Origin of the sequence: Actinomadura rupiterrae (assembly GCF_024172125.1) — a bacterium.
Taxonomy (GTDB): domain Bacteria; phylum Actinomycetota; class Actinomycetes; order Streptosporangiales; family Streptosporangiaceae; genus Spirillospora; species Spirillospora rupiterrae.
Genome location: NZ_JAMZEA010000013.1, coordinates 1 through 19,865 on the forward strand (window position 1 = coordinate 1; position 19,865 = coordinate 19,865).

Genomic DNA, 19,865 nt, shown 5'->3' on the forward strand with positions numbered 1-19,865 from the left:
GGCACCTGATACGACGATTGAGCCGGGTGCGTTGACCGCTGCGATCCCTACGTCCGCCAGCCCGTGCGCGGTCAGGAACTCGGTGACTTGTGCCTCGTCGGCCTGCACCGCCGCCATTGCGCCACCGGTCGGCAGGGCCTGCATCAACCGGCCACGGGCCGCGACCAACCGCGCCGCATCCGCCAACGACAACACCCCGGCCACGTGCGCCGCCGCGATCTCGCCGACCGAGTGCCCCAACACAAAATCCGGGCGAAGGCCCCACGCCTCGACCAGGCGGAACAGCGCCACCTCAACCGCGAACAAACCCGCCTGCGTGAACAACGTCTGATTCAGCAGGTCCGCATCCTCACCCCACACCACCTCCCGCAACGCCCCAGGAGCGATGTCGTCCTTCAGACAGGACTCCAACTCACTTATGACCTGGTCGAACGCCTCGGCGAACACCCCGTAGGCCTCATACAGGCCACGTCCCATGCCAAGCCACTGCGAACCCTGACCAGGGAAAACCACCACCGACCTGCCAGCGCGGGCAACGCCCGACACCACAGGACCGGCCAGCTCGTCAGCAGGCTTCTCAGCCACAGACCGCAAACCCGCCAGCAGCTCCTGACCGTCCTCACCCAGCACCACCGCACGGTGATCAAACACCGAACGACCCGACACCAGCGACCAGCCCACATCCACTAGCGCCCGGGCAGCACCGTCCGAAGCTTCCATGCCTCGGCCAGCGGCGTGGTCCAGCAGGTTGCGGGCCTGGCCGGACAATGCACGCGGTGATTTGGCGGACAGGACCCACGGGAGAACCGGCAACTTCGTACCGGGGGTTTCCTGGACGACGGTCGTAATGCTGGGGGGTTGTTCGATGATGACGTGCGCGTTGGTGCCGCTGATCCCGAACGACGACACCGCCGCACGACGGACATGGTCGGCCGGCCAAGGCTGGGCTTCGGTGAGGAGCCGCACGTGGCCTGCATCCCAATCGACGTGGGAACTGGGTTCGTCGGCATGCAACGTCGCCGGCAGGGTGTCGTGGTGCAGGGCCTGCACCATCTTGATCACACCGGCAACCCCCGCAGCGGCCTGGGCATGGCCCATGTTCGACTTCAACGAGCCCAACCACAGCGGCGGACCATCCGCAGGACGCTGGCCATAGGTCGCCAACAGCGCCTGCGCCTCAATCGGATCCCCGAGGCTGGTCCCGGTGCCGTGAGCCTCGACCACATCGACGTCCTCAATGCCCAGCCCAGAGTTCGCCAGGGCCTGGCGGATCACCCGCTGTTGAGAAGGACCATTCGGCGCAGTCAGCCCGTTGCTCGCACCGTCCTGGTTGACCGCCGAACCACGCACCACCGCCAGCACGCGATGGCCCAGGCGGCGCGCCTCGGAGAGGCGTTCGACCACGACGACACCGACACCCTCAGCCCAGGCCGTACCGTCCGCGCCCTCACCGAACGACTTGCATCGACCATCTGGCGCTAGGCCACGCTGACGGGAGAACTCCACGAACATCTCTGACGAGGCCATCACCGTGACGCCACCAGCGACGGCGAGTTCCGATTCGCCGGAACGAACCGACTGGCACGCCAAGTGCAACGCCACCAGCGATGAGGAGCAGGCCGTGTCGATCGTCACCGCTGGGCCCTCCAAACCCAGCACATAAGAGACCCGGCCTGACGCCACGCTCGCCGTCGAGCCGGTCAAGCCGTAACCATCGACCTCTGTCCCGCCGATGCCAACGCCGTACTCCTGGGCCATCAAGCCTGCGAACACACCGGTCGACGTCCCTCGCAGTCCGGCCGGGTCGATGCCGGCGCGTTCGAACGCCTCCCACACCGCTTCCAGCAGCAAACGCTGCTGGGGGTCCATGCCCATGGCCTCACGCGGACTGATGCCGAAGAACCCCGCATCGAACTCGCCCGCGGCCTCAAGGAACCCACCCCACCGGGTATACGACTTGCCCGGCACGCCAGGCTCGGGATCGAAGATCCCCGCCACATCCCAGCCGCGATCATCAGGGAACTCCGAGATCACGTCGCGGCCCTCGGCGACCAGGTCCCACAAGCCTTCCGGCGACACCACGCCACCCGGGAAACGGCAACTCATCCCCACGATCGCCACCGGCTCGTCGTCTTGGGCCGACGACCGTCCAGTCAAGGGCGTAGCCTCCGCCGAAGCTGGAGCATCGTCGACCACCTGCGCCAGGAGGAAGCGCGCGAGCAGTTCGGGGGTTGGGTAGTCGAAGGTCATCGTCGACGGGAGCCGCACTCCTGCCGCGGCCGACAACCGATTACGGAACTCCACCGCGCCAAGAGAATCGAAGCCCAGATCACGGAACGCCTGACCCGGATCGATCTCCACGCCAGCCGCGTGACCCAACACCGCCGCAGCATGAGCACGCACCAGATCCAGCACCACCGGCAGGCGACGATCGGCATCCAGGCCCGCAAGTCGGGTTCGCAACGAGTCGCCGCTGGCGCCCTCCGTTTGCGACGCCACCGCACGCCGCGACCGCACCAACCCGGCCAGCATCGGCGGCATTGCGGCAGCTCCGGAGAACGATGCGAGGTCCAGTCGGGCCGGCACCAGTACCGGACGTTCGGCACGGACGCCGATGTCCAGCAGTTCCAGCCCCTGCGCCGTCGGCAGCGGCAACACGCCGTTGCGCTGCAGCCGGGCCTGATCGGTGGTGTCCAGGTGGGAGGTCATGCCGCTGGGCGACGCCCACAACCCCCACGCCAGCGACGTTGCGGGGAGTCCTTGCGCGCGGCGGTGCCAGGCGAGGGCGTCCAGGAAGGTGTTGGCCGCCGCATATCCCGCCTGCCCCGCAAGACCGAGGACGCCGGCGACGGAGGAGAACATCACGAACAGGCCGGGCTCGTCGTCCAAGGTCTCCTGGTGCAGGTTCCACGCTGCACGAGCCTTCGCTGCGAGGACCACCTGGACGCGGTCGGCGGGCAGCGTCTCGACAACACCGTCGTGAAGCACGCCCGCGGCGTGGACGACGCCCGCGACCCGTCCGCCCCCGGCACGGATCCCGCCCACCAGCTCACGGACGGCGTCACGATCACTCACATCACAGGCCACCGCGCGTGCCTGCGCCCCGAGGCTCCTCAACTCGGCCAGCACTTCTTCGATGCCTTCGGCCTCGGGACCGCGACGGCTGACCAGCACCACATCACGCACGCCCCACCGCTCGACCGCGTGCCGGGCCACCACCACACCCAGGCCGCCCGTGCCGCCGGTGATCACGAGGGAGCCCGAGTCGATGGTCGGCGTCGCATCGTGCGCGCCGTCTTCAGGGGTGACCAGGTCGCCCGTGTTCGGACGCTGGAGGCGAGGGATCCAGAGCTGTTCGTCGCGCACGACGTACTGCGACTCGCCTGGCATCCCCGCGGTCACGAGTGCGGGAATCGGGGTGTCCCAGTCGGGCACGTCGAGAAGGGTGATCCGGCCCGGGTTCTCGCTCTGCGCCGAGCGCACCAGGCCCCACACCGCAGCGCCCGCAAGGTCACGAACCTCGTCCTGCTCCCAACCCACCGCACCCGACGTCACCACGATCAGCCGGGCATCCTCGTCGCTGCGCGCGAGCCACCATTGGAGTACGCCCAGCACTTGGCAGACGATGGTCTCCGCCGAGTCGGCCACTTCGTCCGGCTTGAGACTGGAACTCGGGCGGCAGTGGACCAGCATGGTGGCGGGTGGACGCTCCGGGAGGTCGGTGGCGGAGTCCGTCCCACTGACGACCAGCGTCAGGAGCTCGTCGCCCTCGTCGGCCCGCCCGTCGTCGGCCGGAGCGTCCGTACCGGCGGGAGTCCACGCGAGGTGATAGAGCCAGTCGGCGGCGGACGGCGCCTGGCGCAGGCGGGCCGGGTCGATCGGACGGGTGAGCAGCGAGTCCGCGGTCAGAACCGGCTGTCCGGACGGATCGACGACCGTGACGCTTAGACCGTCTGGTCCTTCGGGGGCTAGACGGGCCCGGACGGTGGCCGCGCCGGATGCGTGCAGCGCCACCTGGTTCCAGCAGTAGGGCAGCGCGATCCGTCCGTCAGCGTCGGGCCCCTCGATGACGTCAGTCAGCAGAGCGGCGTGCAGCACCGCGTCCAGGAGCGCCGGATGCAGACCGAACCGAGACGCCTCATTGCGCGCCCGCTCGGGCAGGGCCGCCTCAACGAACACCTCCGAGCCACGTCGCCACACACCGGCGAGACCCTGGAAGACCGGGCCATACTCGTAGCCCTGCTCGGCGAGACCCTCGTACGCCTGGGACAGATCGACCGGATCCGCGTCCACGGGAGGCCAGGCGGTCCACGCATCGGAGGTGACCGGGGCGCCGGCATCGCCGGGCTCTGTGCCGAGGACGCCTTCGGCGTGCAGGATCCACGGGTGGTCCTCGCCGCCATCCGGCCGCGAGTAAATCGCCGCCCGCCATTCTCCGCCGGTGGACGCAGCCCCGTGCTGACCTTGCGAGAGCGGTGTGAGCATGACGTGCAGCCGGGTGGCGTGCTCCTTGGTGAGCAGTAGCGGATTGTGCAGAGTCAGCTCGCGTAGGTGGCTCGCACCGACCTGGTCCCCGGCGCGGATCGTGGCCTCAACGAATCCGGTCCCGGGGAAGATGACCTGGCCGTGGACGGCGTGGTCGGCGAGCCACGTGTCGACGCCAGTTGAAAGGCGTCCGGTGAGGACGACGCCGCCTCCGTCTGGGAGTTCCACTGCCGCGCCGAGGAGGGGATGCTCTACCGCCGACTGCCCCACGCCACTCACGTCATGGCCGCTGCGGCCGTTCAGCCAGTAATGCCGGTGATCGAAGGCGTAGGTCGGGAGATCGGTCCAGGCGGCGCCGGTGCCCTCGAAGATCTGCTTCCAGTCCACCTCGACGCCGGCGACGAAGGCCTGCGCGACCGAGGTGAGGAACTGATCCAGGCCGCCACGGTCCCGGCGCAGCGACCCCACCGCCACCACCGGCCCGGAGTCGGACGCCTCGGCGGTGTCGTGAATCGAAGTGACCAGCGACGGATGCGGAGTCGCCTCAATAAAGACCCGAAATCCATCAGCCAGCAGCGCCCGAGACGCATCGTCAAACCGCACCTGCCGACGCAGGTTCTCAAACCAGTAGGCCCCATCCAGCTCGACGGTGTCGATACGACCGCCCGTCACCGTCGAATAGAACGCCGTCGACACCGATTGGGGGCTTATCCCCTGCAACGCGTCAAGGATCGGCTCGCGCAGCGGCTCCATCTGCGAGCAATGACTGGCGTAGTCCACCGCCAACCGACGCGCCCGAACCCCGTCCCCCTCACACCAGTCCACGAACTCCGCCACCGGGTCGGCGTCACCCGACACCACCACCGACGACGGCCCGTTGACCGCTGCTACCTCAAGCCAGCCATCCCACCGGGTCAGCCAGTCAGTGACCTGCTCGACCGAGGCCGAAACCGCCGCCATTCCACCCCGGCCGGCAACCTCAGCCAGGACTTGGGACCGGAGCACCACCACCCGGGCGGCGTCTTGCAGGCTCAGCGCGCCCGCCACGCATGCGGCGGCGATCTCCCCTTGCGAATGGCCGACCACCGCGTCCGGCTCGACACCAATCCACTTCCACAGCCGGGCCAGCGACACCATCACCGCAAACAACACCGGCTGAACCACATCCACCCGGTTCAGGTCACCTGCGCGCGGACCGCTGCCACGCAACGTCTCGGTCAAGAACCAATCGACCAGACCGCCGAACGCCTCTTCACACTCGCTGATCGAAGCCGCGAACACCGGCGAGGACTCCAGCAACTCCCGGCCCATGCCCAACCACTGCGAACCCTGACCACCAAAGACCAGAACCCGACCACCCAGCGATCCAGCACCCGAACCTGTCACCACACCCGGATGCTCCGCACCGGACACCAGGCTCTGCAGACCCTCGACCAGGCCCTCACCAGCCCCGGCCAACACCACCGCACGGTGATCGAACACCGAACGACCCGACACCAACGACCAACCCACATCAGCAAGGGCGGCGGTACCGTCAGCGGTGTCCAAGCCCCGCTCAGCGGCGTAGTCCAGCAGTCTGCGAGCCTGACCTGACAAAGCGCGCTGGGATTTGGCCGACAGAATCCACGGCACCACCGGCATCTCAAGCCCACCGGCATCAACCGGACGGGTGGCGGGTGGTTGTTCGAGGATGACGTGGGCGTTGGTGCCACTGATCCCGAACGACGACACAGCGGCACGACGAACATGGTCGGCTGGCCAAGACTGGGCTTCGGTGAGGAGCCGTACGCGGCCGGCGTCCCAATCGACATGAGAACTGGGCTCGTCAGCATGCAAGGTCGCGGGCAAGGTGTCATGGTGCAGGGCCTGCACCATCTTGATCACACCGGCAATACCCGCAGCCGCCTGGGCGTGGCCCAGGTTCGACTTCAGCGAGCCCAACCACAGCGGCGGGCCATCGACAGGACGCTGGCCATAGGTCGCCAGCAGCGCCTGCGCCTCAATCGGATCCCCGAGGCTCGTCCCCGTGCCATGCGCCTCAACAACATCGACGTCCGTCACGCCCAAGCCCGCATTCGCCAACGCCTGGCGAATCACCCGCTGCTGGGACGGACCATTCGGCGCGGTAAGTCCGTTGCTCGCACCGTCCTGATTGATCGCCGAACCACGCACCACCGCCAATACACGGTGACCAAGGCGACGCGCCTCGGAGAGACGTTCGACCACGACCACGCCGACGCCCTCGGCCCAGGCCGTACCGTCCGCGCCCTCACCGAACGACTTGCAACGACCGTCCGGCGCCAGACCACGCTGCCGCGAGAACTCAACAAACATCCCCGGCGACGCCATCACCGTCACACCACCAGCGACGGCAAGTTCCGATTCACCCGACCGAACCGACTGACACGCCAAGTGCAGGGCCACCAGTGACGAGGAGCACGCGGTGTCGACCGTGACGGCCGGGCCCTCCAAGCCGAGCACGTAGGAAACCCGCCCTGACGCCACGCTCGTCGTCGAGCCGGTGAGGCCGTAACCATCGGCCTCTGTCCCGCCGACGCCGTCGCCATAGTCCTGGGCCATCAACCCCGCGAATACGCCTGTGGAGCTGCCGCGAAGCCCGGCCGGGTCAATACCGGCGCGCTCGAACGCCTCCCACACCGCTTCCAACAGCAACCGCTGCTGCGGATCCATCCCAACGGCCTCACGCGGACTGATCCCGAAGAACCCCGCATCGAACTCGCCCGCACCATCAAGGAACCCACCCCGACGCGTGTAGGACTTGCCTGGCACACCAGGCTCGGGATCAAAGATCCCCGCCACATCCCAGCCGCGATTTTCGGGGAACTCCGAGATCACATCGCGGCCTTTGGCGACCAGGTCCCACAGCCCTTCGGGCGATACCACACCACCGGGGAACCGGCAGCTCATCCCCACGATCGCCACCGGCTCGTCAGCATCCGCCACCGGGCGCCCGGCCACCGTCGACGCGTCAGCCGCGAACCCGTCGACGAGTTCGGCCAGCAAGAACTGCGCCATCAGGCTCGGAGTCGGGTAGTCGAACGTCACGGTCGACGGCAGCCGGACACCCGCTGCGGCCGACAGTCGGTTGCGGAATTCCACCGCGCCTAGGGAGTCGAAGCCCAGATCACGGAACGTCTGTCCAGGATCGATGTCGCCGCTGGCCGCATGACCCAACCCCGCCGCGGCGTGAGCACGCACCAGATCCAGCACCATCTGCAGGCGACGGTCCGGTTTCACCGCCGCCAACTGCTCTTGCAATCCGCGACGTCCGAAGTTTCCTTGCGATGCCGCGGTGCGGCGGACCGCCACCAGGTCAGCCAACAGCCGCGGCACCGTCGGGGAGGCTTGAAGGTATGCGATGTCAACCTGCGCCAGAACGGACACCGGCCGACCAGTAGCAAGGGCCGCGTCCAGCAGCTCCAGGCCCCGGTCGGCGGTCAGCAGCGGCGGTGAATCCTGCCGGGGACGAGCTTGATCGGTGCCGTCTGCGCCCCAGACCAGCGACACCGCGGGCAGGCCGCTCGCGCGCCGATGCCACGCGAGCGCATCGAGGAACGCGTCCGCCGCCGCATGGTCCGCCTGCCCCATCGATCCGAGAATGCCTGCGACGGAAGAGAACATCACGAACAGTGACGGCTCGTCGGGCAGGGTCTCCAGGTGGAGGTTCCACGCTCCTCGGGCCTTCGCCGCCAGGACGGCCCGGACGCGGTCGGGCGTCGCCCCGGATGCCTCCGCGTCCTCCGGGTCGTCCGCAGCGTGCACAACGCCCGATACCCGTCCGCCGCCGGCACGGATCCCCGCCACCAGTTCAGCGACGGCGGATCGGTCGGCGACATCGCAGGTCACGACTCGGACCTGGGCCCCGAGCTGCTCCAGCTCGGTCACCAGCTCACCGATGGCGTCGTCCGCCGTGTCCCGGGGACTCGCGAGAACCAGGTCCCGCGCACCCCACCGCTGCACCGCATGCCGGGCCGCCAGCGCTCCTCGACGTCCCGTCCCGCCGGTGATCAGGAGGGTGTCCGCCACGGCGGTCACACCGTCCGCAGAGTCCGTTTCGGAAGAGCGACGCAGGCGAGGAACCCACACCTGGTCATCGCGGAGCGCGCACTGGGGCTCGTCCAGAGAGGCGACCTCCAGCACAGCCGAGTCGGGCGTCTCCCAGTCGGGCACGTCCACGAGGACGATCCGGCCCGGGTTCTCGCTCTGCGCCGAACGCACCAGGCCCCACACCGCAGCGCCCGCAAGGTCACGAACCTCGTCCTGCTCCCAACCCACCGCACCCGACGTCACCACGATCAGCCGAGCGTCCTCGTCGGCCCGCGCCAACCACTGCTGCACCACGCTCAGGACCTCGCACACCAGGTCCTCAAGGGCAGGCTCGTCATCACTCGCAACCGCCGTACGGCAGCGCAGCAGCACAGTCGCCGGACCGTCGGGCAATTCGCCGTCGATCCCCGTCTCGGCCAGGGACAACGCGACGACATCCTCGGCCAGTTCTGCGGCGGACGAGCGCTCGGCCGGGATCCACTCCAGGTGGTAGAGCGCCCCAGAACCAGAGAAGGCATCCGACAGCGAGGCAGGGTCGATCGGCCGGGTCACCAGCGAGTCCGCAGTCAGGACGAGCTGTCCGGCGGGATCGATGATCGTGACGCTCAGGCCGTCTGGACCATGGGGAGCCAGCCGGGCCCGGACGGTCGCCGCACCGCACGCATGCAGAGCCAGGCCGTGCCACTGGTGCGGAAGGACCGTGCCCTCCCCCAGGACGTCGGTCACCAGGCCCGCCTGAAGGACAGCGTCCAGGAGCACCGGATGCAGACCGAACCGGGACGCCTCGTCGCGCAGAGCTTCGGGCAGCGCCGCCTCGACGTACACCTCGGAGCCGCGCCGCCACACCCCAGCAAGCCCCTGAAAGCCGGGTCCGTAAGCGTGACCGCGTGCGGCGAGCCGATCGTAGGCGTCCGTCAAGTCCACTGCGGCCGCGCCTTCAGGCGGCCAGGCGGTGTCCCATTGGTTCTCTGCCCCGATGCCCCCGCCGGACAGAACCCCGTCAGCATGGAGTGTCCACGCGTGGTCGGGCCGACCGTCAGGGCGCGAGTAGATCGCCACCCGCCACTCCCGGCCTTCGGCATCAGGCCTCTGGTCGGACGCGGAGCCCAAGCCTTCGCCGGCAGCAGCGGCGTCGCCGTCCTGCGGTGCGGGCGTCACCATGACGTGCAGTTGCGTGGCCTGCTCCGGAGAGAGGGGCAAGGGGGCATGGAGAGTCAGTTCGCGGACATGACCGGCGCCGACTTGGTCTCCGGCGCGGATCGCGGCCTCGACGAAACCAGTGCCGGGGAATAGCACGTGTCCCAGGACGACGTGGTCGGCCAGCCACGCGCTCTCCCCCATCGACAGGCGTCCGGTGAGGACGACACCCCCGCCATCGGGCAGTTCCACGGCCGCGCCCAGGAGCGGATGCTCTACCGAAGCAAGTCCAACGCCCGTGACGTCCTGCAGACTCCGCTTGTTCGTCCAGTAACGACGCCGGTCGAAGGCATAGGTGGGAAGGTCGGTCCAGCTGGCACCGGTCTCCTCAAACACCTGCGCCCAGTCCACCTCGACGCCGGCGACGAAGGCCTGTGCGACCGAGGTGAGGAATTGGTCCAGGCCGCCACGGTCGCGGCGCAGCGATCCCACCGCCACCACCGGTCCGGAGTCGGATTCCTCGGCGGTGTCGTGAATCGAAGTGACCAGCGACGGATGCGGAGTCGCCTCGATGAACGCCCGGAATCCATCAGCCAGCAGGGCCCGGGACGCGTCCTCAAACCGCACACGCCGCCGCAGGTTCTCAAACCAATAGGCCGCATCCAGCTCAGCGGTGTCGATCCGGCCACCGGTCACCGTCGAATAGAACGCCGTCGACACCGACCGGGCCTGAACATCCCCCAACGCGTCAAGGATCGGCTCGCGCAGCGGCTCCATCTGCGAGCAATGACTTGCGTAATCCACCGCAAGACGACGCGCCCGTGTTCCCTGCTGCTCACACCAGTCGACAAACTCCGCCACCGGTTCGGCATCACCGGACACCACCACCGACGACGGCCCATTCACCGCCGCGATCTCCAACCGGCCATCCCACCCGGTCAGCCAATCCCCCACCTGCTCGACCGGGGCCGATACCGCCGCCATCCCACCCCGGCCAGCAACCCCTGCCAGGACTTGGGACCGCAGCACCACCACCCGGGCGGCGTCCTGCAGACTCAACGCCCCTGCCACACACGCAGCCGCGATCTCCCCCTGGGAATGCCCCACGACCGCATCGGGCTCGACACCCATCCATTTCCACAGCCGGGCCAGCGACACCATCACCGCAAACAACACCGGCTGAACCACATCCACCCGGCCCACATCACCCACACCCGGACCGCTGCCACGCAGCGTGTCGGTCAACGACCAACCGACAAGCCCCTCAAAAGCCTCCTCGACCTCACTGATCGAAGCCGCGAACACCGGCGACGAGCCCAGCAACTCCCGGCCCATCCCCAACCACTGCGAACCCTGACCACCAAAGACCAGAACCCGACCACCCAGCGGCTCAGCACCAGCACCCACCACCACACCCGGATGCTCCACGCCGGAAACCAAGCTCTGCAGACCCTCGACCAGGCCCTCACCAGTCCCGGCCAGCACCACCGCGCGGTGATCGAACACCGAACGACCCGACACCAACGACCAACCCACATCCAGAGCCGCCCGCCGCGCCCCCTCCAGCCCAGCCGCAAAATCGGCCAGCTTGCGCGCCTGACCCGACAGCGCACCCGCAGACTTGGCCGACAGCACCCACGGCACCACCGGCAGCTCACGCTCACCGCTACCAGCTGTCCGGACGGCGGGCCGGGCAGCGGCGGCAGGGCTCTCCTCCACGATCATGTGGACGTTCGTCCCGCCCATGCCGAAGGAGCTCACACCAGCGAGCAACCGGCGCTCCGGCGAGGGCCAGTCCCGGGTCGAGGCGGCCACGTCGAGGTGCCAGTCGCGCAGCGGGATGCGGGGGTTGGCGCGGACGAAGTGGAGGCTCGCGGGAATCGTCCGTTCCTTCAGCGCGAGCACGACCTTCAGCAGCCCGGCTATCCCGGCCGCTCCGCCCAGGTGGCCGAGGTTTGTCTTCACCGATCCCACCAGCAGGGGCGATCCGGCGTCCCGGTCCGGGCCGAACACCGCGGCCAGTGCGGCGGCCTCGATCGGGTCGCCGACGGCGGTTCCCGTGCCGTGCAGTTCGACGTACTGCACGTGCTCCGGGTCGACGCGAGCCTGGACGCAGGCTCCCCGGATCACCGCCTGCTGCGCCGCGGCGCTCGGTGTGGCGAGTCCGTCGGTGGCTCCGTCGCTGTTCACCGCGCTGCCGCGGATCACCGCGTGCACGGTGTCCCCGTCGGCGAGGGCCTGGTCCAGGGTTTTGAGCACGACGAGCGCGCCGCCCTCCCCGCGGACGGTGCCGTTGGCGCGTTCGTCGAAGACGTAGCACCGGGCGTCCGGGGAGAGGGCGCCGAGCTCGTGCATGGCGACCGCGCCGCTCGGGGTGAGGTTGAGCTGGACGCCGCCGGCGAGCGCGAGCGTCGACTCGCCCTTGCGCAGGCTCTCGCAGGCCAGGTGGACGGCGACGAGGGAGGACGACTGGGCCGTGTCCACCGACAGGCTCGGTCCGTGGAAGCCGAAGAAGTACGACAGGCGGTTGGCGAGCAGGCCGCGGGCGGTCCCGGTCATGGCGTACTTGTCGATGTCCCGCAGGTCGCCCTGGGCGACGAGTTCGGCGTAGTCGCCCGCCATGGCGCCGACGAACACGCCGGCGTCGGTGCCGCTCAGGCGGCCCGGCACCGTTCCGCTGTGTTCCAGGGCCTCCCAGGCCAGTTCCAGCAGGAGGCGCTGCTGGGGGTCGAGCTCCTCGGCCTCCCGCGGGGAGATGCCGAAGAAGCCGGCGTCGAAGAGGTCGGCGTCCTCGATGAACCCGCCGCGGGTGGGCAGGTCGAGGCCGCGCGGCGGTTGCGGGACGGCCCGGTCCGGCGGGGTGTCGCCGCTCGCGGACTCCGCGTCGCGGAGCAGTCTCCAGAACTCCTGGGGGCCGCTCGCTCCGGGAAGCCGGCACGAGAGCCCGACAACCGCGATGTCGGTCTTCGAGTCACGACGAACGGACATGTCTGCAGGTACCTCGCAGCTCGTTGGGCCGGCTTCTCTGATCGGAACTGGCCAGGTCCTGCCCTCCAGAACTGGCCCGGTCTTGCTCTCCGGATCCGGCGAGGCCCTGCCCCTCCGGAACCGGCCAGGATTCGCCCCTCCGGATCCGGCCGAGGGCATGTCCCGCCGGGACGGTTCAGGGCCACGCCGGGACAGGGTCAGGCTTCGCCCTTGAGGTGGGGGCATGCCTGCTCGTCGAGGGTTTCGCCGCCGCCGACGCTCATCGGCTCCCGGGTCCGGTCCTGCGGGCGGGCCGGGCCGTCGGTGCGCCTGGAGAGCCAGAGGTTGAACCCGTCGGCGCGCAGCGACAGCGTCTCGCGGATCTTCAGCTGGTAGCCGGGGTCGCCGGCGAGGTCGTAGCGGTGCAGCATCGAGGCGAGGACGATGAGCGCCTCGTGCAGGGCGAACTGCCTGCCGATGCAGCCGCGCTCGCCGGTGCCGAACGGCTTGTAGGAGTGCGCGGGGCGCTTCTTGATCCGGTCGGGCAGGAAGCGGTCGGGGTCGAAGCGCTCGGGGTCGTCCCCCCAGAGCGGGGCCCGGTGCAGGAGCGGGACGTGGACGGTGACGGCCTCGCCGGCCTTCATCGGGTAGCGGCCCGCCAGGGTGGTGTCCTTGCGGGCCTGCCGGGTGAAGGCGGGGCCCGTCGGCCAGAGCCGGAGCGACTCGTCCAGGACGCGGCGGAGGTAGCGCATCTTGGTGACCTGCTCGTAGGCGAGCGGGCCGCTGCCGATCGGCCAGAGCGTGTCGACCTCCTCGCGGGCCTTCCGGTGCACGTCCGGGTCGGTCACGAGGTGGTAGAGCGCGAACGACAGCGCGGCGGCGGTCGTGACGTACCCGGCGAAGATGAACGTGAGGACCTGGTTGGCGACGCTGTCGCTGTCGAGGACCTGGCCGGTCACGTCGTCGGCGGAGTTGAGCATCGCGCCCAGCAGGTCGGGGGCGTCGTCGCTCTCGCCCGTGACGCGCCGGCGGATCAGCTCGTCGACCACACCGCGGATGTGCGCGGTGTCCCGGGCGTTCTTCAGCGTCTTCTGCCTGGCCTTGTAGCGCCGGAGCACCGGGAACTGGAAGCCGGGGGCCTGGGCGCGGTGGACGATGTTCATCAGGCTGGCCGCGACGGGGTCGGGGCCCGTCCGGGCGAAGCTGTCGGGGTGGTAGTTGAACCCGCAGCGGGTGACGGTCTCGAAGGTGAACTTGGTCAGCTCGTTCACGATCTCGACGGGACGGCCGACCCAGGTGTCCAGGTCGGCCATCAGCTCGTCGCTGATGTCGATCATCGTGCCGTGGTAGCGGCGCATCGCGGCCTGGGAGAAGGCCGGCTGGAGGATGTCGTGCGCGAGCCGCCAGTTCGGCTCGTCGGTGTGGGCGGTGAACAGGCCGTCGCGGAGCACCGAGCGCATCTCGGCGACGCCGCCGACGACCTTCTTGGTGAACCGGCCGTCGTCGCAGACCTCGGCGACGATCTCGGGTGAGGAGACGATGACGAACCGGGCGCTTCTGATCCGCACCTCGAAGATGGGGCCGAGCTCCCGTCCGAGGGTGAGGAGGTCCTGGATCCGCGTCTTCGGGGACACCTTGAGGGCGTCGCCGAAGACGGGCAGCCGGCCGGAGGGGTGCGGAACGAGATCGGCGAGCATTTCACGTACCTTCCTGCTGGAGCACAGCCCGCGCGGGCCAGGGGACGGGCCGGCTCAGACGGCGATCGGCAGTTTCTTGGGCCCGCGCAGGTTGATGCGGCCGTTCCACTCGACGTCGCCGTCGGCGGTCAGCTTCTCGAAGCGCCGGACCAGCCCGCCGATGGCGGCCTTGCCTTCCATCCGGGCGAGCGCGGCGCCGAGGCAGTAGCGTCCGCCGGCCGCGAACGACAGGTGCAGGCGTGCTTCCTTGCGGTCCAGCCGCACCTGGGCGGCGTCGGGGCCGAAGAACTCCTCGTCCCTGTTGGCCGAGGCGTAGGAGGCCATGACGAACGCGCCGGGCGGGATCTCCACGTCGCCGACCTTGTACGGATTCAGCGTGACGCGTCGGGTGAAGTGCGCGGGGCTCTCGTAGCGCAGGACCTCCTCGACGGCGTTGTCGAGGAGATCGGGGTCCTCCCGCAGGGCGGCGAGCTGCCCGGGGTGGCGGAGCAGCGCGAGGACGCCGTTGGAGATCAGGTTGACGGTGTTGTGGTGGCCGGCGATGTACATCAGCACCGACTGCGAGACCAGCTCGTCGTCGCTGAGCACGTCGCCGTTGTCCTCGGCGCGGATGAGGCCGGAGAGCACGTCGTCGGACGGGTGCTCGCGCTTCCACTCGATCACGCGGCGGAAGATGCCGGAGAGTTCCTCGTCGGCCTCGGCGATCGCCCTGATGACCGCCGGGTCGATGCGCGGCTCGACGGAGCCGGCGATCACGCCGGTCAGCTCCCGGATCCGCTCGTGGTCGGCCTCGGGCATGCCGAGCATCTTCGAGATGACCTCGAAGGGGATCGGGTAGGCGAGGGCGTCCACGACGTCGCCGCCGCCCGCCTCGGCGATCTCGTCCAGGCGGGCCTCGACCATGGCGTCGATCCAGGTCTGGAGTCCGCTGATGGCCTTGGGGGTGAACGCCTTGGTGACGAGTTTGCGCAGGCGGAGGTGGTCGGGGTCGTCCCGGTCCAGCATCGACAGGCCCTGCATGCGCGGTGTGATCACCCCGCCGTGCAGCTGCTGGAGCATGTCGCGGTAGGGGCCGGCGGCGAGGTTGACCAGCTCCACCGACTCCTCGGACCGCAGCAGCGCCTGGACGTCCTCGTAGCGGGACAGCACCCAGAAGCCGAGCGGGTGCTCATACACCGGCGCCTCGGCGCGCAGCCTCGCGAACTGCGGGTAGGGGTCCTCGGCGTACCCGGGGGCGAACGGATTGAAGAGGGGCTCGTCCGCTTCTGTCATGTCGTCGCTCCTTGGCTCTGGCGTTCTGGGGCATCGGGACGGCCGCGCGCCGCCCGGTCAGGGCTCCGGCGCGATGAGGGTGCCGTCGGCGGCCGACAGGACCGAGATGGCCGCGTTGGGGCACGACTCGGCGGCGTCGGTGATCCCCTCGTCGGGGTCCACCGGGCCCGGGTGGGCGTGGGAGATGCCGCTGCGCACCTCGAAGAACTCGCTCGCGACCGCGGCGCAGATGCCGCGGCCCTCGCACACCGTCTGGTCGACGGTGATCCGCCACTTGTCGTCGGGCACCGCTGGGTCCTTTCGAGCGTCGTCGGCGTCGCGCCGGTCCGCGATGGAGGCGCCGGATCGGTCCACGAGGCGCCGGATCGGTCCGCGAGGCCTCGGTCAGTCCGCGATGGACAGGAGGTCGTTGATGGAGGTGTGGATGCGGCGGTGGATGTCCAGCAGCCGGCTGCGGTCGGCGGTCTCAACCTCGACGACCCGGATCCCGCCCGCGGGGGCAAGCGCGAGATCCAGGTCGTCGAGGTCGCTGATCCGCTGGTAGGCGACGTCGTGACTGGCGCACAGCCCCGCCACGTCCACCGAGTGCGGGGTGCCGAAGATCCGCTCGATGCCGGCGGCGTCCTCCGGCGACTCGTGCCTGACCAGCAGTGAGTAGACGCCGCCTCCGCGGTTGTTGACGACCACGATGGTGAGGTCGGGTCGCGGCTCGTCGGGGCCGAGGAGCAGGCCGTTGACGTCGTGCAGGAACGTCAGGTCGCCCATCAGCGCGTAGTTGGGCCTGCCGCGGCCCGACCGGCCGAGGGCCAGGCCGGCGGCGGTGGAGATGTTGCCGTCGATCCCGCTGACGCCGCGGTTGGCGTGCACCGCGAGGTCGGCGCGCGCCGCGGCGAACCGGCCGACGTCGCGGACGGAGTTGGACGCGCCGAGGAACAGGTTCGCGTCCTTGGGCAGCGCCGCCACGAGCTTCCGGGCGACGTAGAGGCCGGCGGGCCAGCCCGCCTCGTCGATGTGCTTGTCGAGCGTGGCCGCGACGGCGTCGTCGAAGCGCTGCCAGCCGGCCAGCCACGCCGGGTCGGGCGCCGCGTACTGGCCGGGGTCGGCGGGGTCGAGCCAGGTGCCGCTGTGGGTGGCGTTGTGGTACGGGTCGGTCCAGTGCGCCTGGTCGTCCACCCGGTACACGGTGGCGCCGGTCAGGCCGTCGGGGACGTCGCGGGCCAGCGTGGTGCGGCCGACGACCACGATCGCGTCCGGCCGCAGGTGCGGGGGGAAGGTGCGCGGGCTGGTGGACAGCTCGCCGCCGACCGCGAGCATCATGCCGCCGCGCAGGACCGTGGCACCCGCGCGGAGCGCGTCGGGAGCGGCGATCGGTTCGGCGATCACCGGCCAGCCGGCCTGCGCGGCCACCTCGGCGGCGGCTCGCGCGCGCGCCGGATCGCCGCTGCCGATCACCATCAGCGTGCGGGCGGGGACGGCCTCGCCGAAGCCGCCCGCGGGACGGGTCGGCGGCGTCCAGGTGGTCCACGGGCGGCCGTCCGGGCGGCCTTCGAGCTCGGCGGACCAGCTCTCGTCGGCCGTGGGCAGCAGTTCCCGGAAGGAGATGTTGATCTGGACCGAGCGTCCGGTGGCCGCCTGCGCGGCGGCGCGGCAGACCAGACCGCGCCAGATCGCGTTCTGGCCGGCGCGCGGCTCGGCGACCGGGAACTCCATGGTGGTGGCGGCGGCGCCGAACACCGCCTGCTGGTCGATCGACTGGCTGGCGCCGGTGCCGCGGTACTGCGGCAGCAGGTCGACCGTGAGCAGGATGAGGCCGAGCGCGGAGTGGTGCGCTTCGAGAACCGCGGGATAGAAGTTCGCGACGGCGGTTCCCGGTGTGCACAGCAGGACGACCGGGCCCTCACCGGAACGGCCGAGTCCGACCGCGAGAAATCCGGCCGACCGTTCGTCGATGCGGACGTGAAGCTGGACCCGGCCTTCCTTGTGCGCCTTGTAGAGAGCTATCGCGAGGGGAATGGTGTAACCCCCGGCACAGAGCACCACATGGCGAACACCATTGCGAATCAATTCGTCGACGACAACGTCCGCCTGCGCACTCGATGGGTTCATCGCAATCACTCCTACCGGTCGGCCGAAGTGAAGTTACGTGCCGGGGCCGGGTTATGTCCACTGACCAGCACCCGAGCACTTCGCGCGCCTAATGGGCCTCGAAGATCACGAGGTCAGCGGCTAGATTGGCCACCGCCGGCGACTCAGAAACAGCACTGCCCGACTTCATGTGAGCATGGTCACACGAAGTCGGGCACGGCCATCGATTCGACAAAGGTTAAGGAAATGTAAAAATTGCGACTCCCGACCAGTGCCGTCCAACTGCACAGGTTGAGCAGTTGGACGGCAGGCGCTTCTCCGAAAGGCTCGCGACCTACGCCATCTTCTCCACGCTCTCGTCCATGCGGTCCGCCAGGGCCAGCCAGAGTTCGGCATACTGGCGGGCCAGATAGGAGACCGCCGATCTGCAGTGCAGTGGGACGTTGTCGGCCGTCCGCTGCCATTCCTCGGCGCCCATGAGATGCGCGCTCATCAGCCGCAGGAGCTCGCGGCCGGTCTCGTTGAGCCGTAAAGCGGGATCCGCGCGCAGGCGCTGGACCACGCGTCCGCCTTGCTCCAGCGGCATCTCGCCGAAGGATCGGCTTCCCGGTTGCGGCCTCGGCAGGCGCCTGGGCGCGCGCCGGGACTCGGCGCCGCTGTCGCCGGCCGCCTGCGGCAGCGGGCTCGCACCGCGCTCCAGGCGGCTCTTCACGTCGCGCACGGTCTCCGGGGAGATGCCGCTCAACCTGGCGATCTGGCGCAGCGACATCTCGGGGTTCGCCGCGATCAGCTCGCTGGCCTTCCGGCGCCCGTCGGTGGCGTTGGGCGGCCGGACCTTGCCGTCCTTGCCGATCCGGGGGCTCGCCACCTCCCGCGTGATCGGGGTCGCCTTGCGCAGGCCGGCGACCGTGGCGGGAGCGATGCCCGTCACGGCGGCGATCCGCCGATCGGACCACGTCGGATGCGACGCGAGGATCCGGCCGGCCGCCTGCTTCCGGTCGACGGTCGACAGCGGCAGCCCGTGCGTCACGTTCGCCTCCACCGCCAGCACGAAGGCGTCGGCGAGTGGGCCGTCGAAGAAGCGGACCGGGATCGTCCGCTGGCCCCTGGCGTCCGCCGCGCGCACGCGGTGGAACCCGTCGATCACCCGCATGGTCTGGCGGTGCACGATGATCGGCGGCAGCCGGTCCTGCACGGCCGCGAGCACCTGCACGTGCTCGGGATCCTCACCGGCCATCCGCGGTGAGTCGATGAGGGCGAGGCGGGAGATCTCCACCTCCTGGAAGGGGCCCTCGGTCGGGAGCTTCCCCGTTTCCAATGAGACGTCCTTTCAACATCCGGCTCCGGGCACCGGGCCCCGGCTCGCGCGCGGCGCGGCGACGCGGCGGAAGGACCGCCACCCGCCGACGCCCGCCCCCGGAGGGCCCGGTCGTTTGGAACGTTCCGGTGACTGCGCCACGGCGTGGACGTGCACGAGACCATGGCGTGGACATGCGCGAACCACCGCTGTGGCGGTTCGGCTGGGATCTCGCGCCGCCAGCGGCACCCCGCCGGCGGACGAGATCGCTACCCCGTCCGCGGAGGCCGCTTCACTCGCGCGGGCAGGTTCGCCTCATGGAAGGGCGCAGGCGGGTTCGCCTCATGGAAGGACGGAGGGCACGGTCGGGTTCGCCGCGGCCTTTCTCCATCCGGGCGCGGTCGAGCGGGCGATACCACCCGCCCGCGCACCTGGGCTTCTTAACAATAATTTGACGTGACTTCATGCACACCTGGCTCATGGGGCGTCGTTGGAAATCGCCGACGACGGGAGCAGACCCACGGCCGTGACGTATCAGCGAGAACTCTTCTCGGATGCCGCCGCGACGTTGCGACAAGGACATCCACCTCGTCGACCGCCATAGACAGGGTCAATCTGACAGCAGCGATTTCCGATGTGGATCATGAAAGTTGGGAGCGATCAGTGGCCCAATCTTGCTCATGCCGGGCCGCCCGAGACAAGGTTTACTCTCCGCATCTCCACGCCTCGCAGCGGTAGTCGGCGGAGGTAATAGATACCGGTCCGGCCGCCATGGAACGATCCTGTGACCCATATCACAACGGCCGGGTAGGAATCCTGATTCAATACCTCCGTTGCGGGGCCGCCGGCCGACGGCC

Annotated in this window: 6 protein-coding genes; all 6 read right to left on the reverse strand. The window is 69.5% G+C overall.

The features are described 5' to 3' along the window. Nucleotides 1–12,678: type I polyketide synthase (locus tag FHU30_RS36660; protein ID WP_253882153.1), on the reverse strand; the 12,678-nt coding region annotated here is incomplete at its 3' end. 197 nt (nucleotides 12,679–12,875) lie between these two features. Further along, a complete protein-coding gene (locus FHU30_RS36665) occupies nucleotides 12,876–14,354 on the reverse strand; it encodes a cytochrome P450 (protein ID WP_253882154.1) in 1,479 nt (492 codons plus the stop codon). A gap of 54 nt (nucleotides 14,355–14,408) precedes the next feature. After that, complete coding sequence (locus tag FHU30_RS36670; protein ID WP_253882155.1) at nucleotides 14,409–15,626, reverse strand: cytochrome P450; 1,218 nt, start codon at nucleotides 15,624–15,626, stop codon at nucleotides 14,409–14,411. Between the two features lie 57 nt (nucleotides 15,627–15,683). After that, entirely contained in the window at nucleotides 15,684–15,914 is a 231-nt protein-coding gene (locus FHU30_RS36675; RefSeq protein ID WP_253882156.1) for a ferredoxin, read from the reverse strand. Nucleotides 15,915–16,010: 96 nt separating this feature from the next. Further along, nucleotides 16,011–17,732: a 2-succinyl-5-enolpyruvyl-6-hydroxy-3-cyclohexene-1-carboxylic-acid synthase gene (gene menD, locus FHU30_RS36680; protein WP_253882157.1), complete on the reverse strand. Its 1,722-nt coding sequence runs from the start codon at nucleotides 17,730–17,732 to the stop codon at nucleotides 16,011–16,013. A gap of 313 nt (nucleotides 17,733–18,045) precedes the next feature. Further along, entirely contained in the window at nucleotides 18,046–19,029 is a 984-nt protein-coding gene (locus FHU30_RS36685) for a ParB/RepB/Spo0J family partition protein (RefSeq protein ID WP_253882158.1), read from the reverse strand. Nucleotides 19,030–19,865 lie beyond the last annotated feature (836 nt).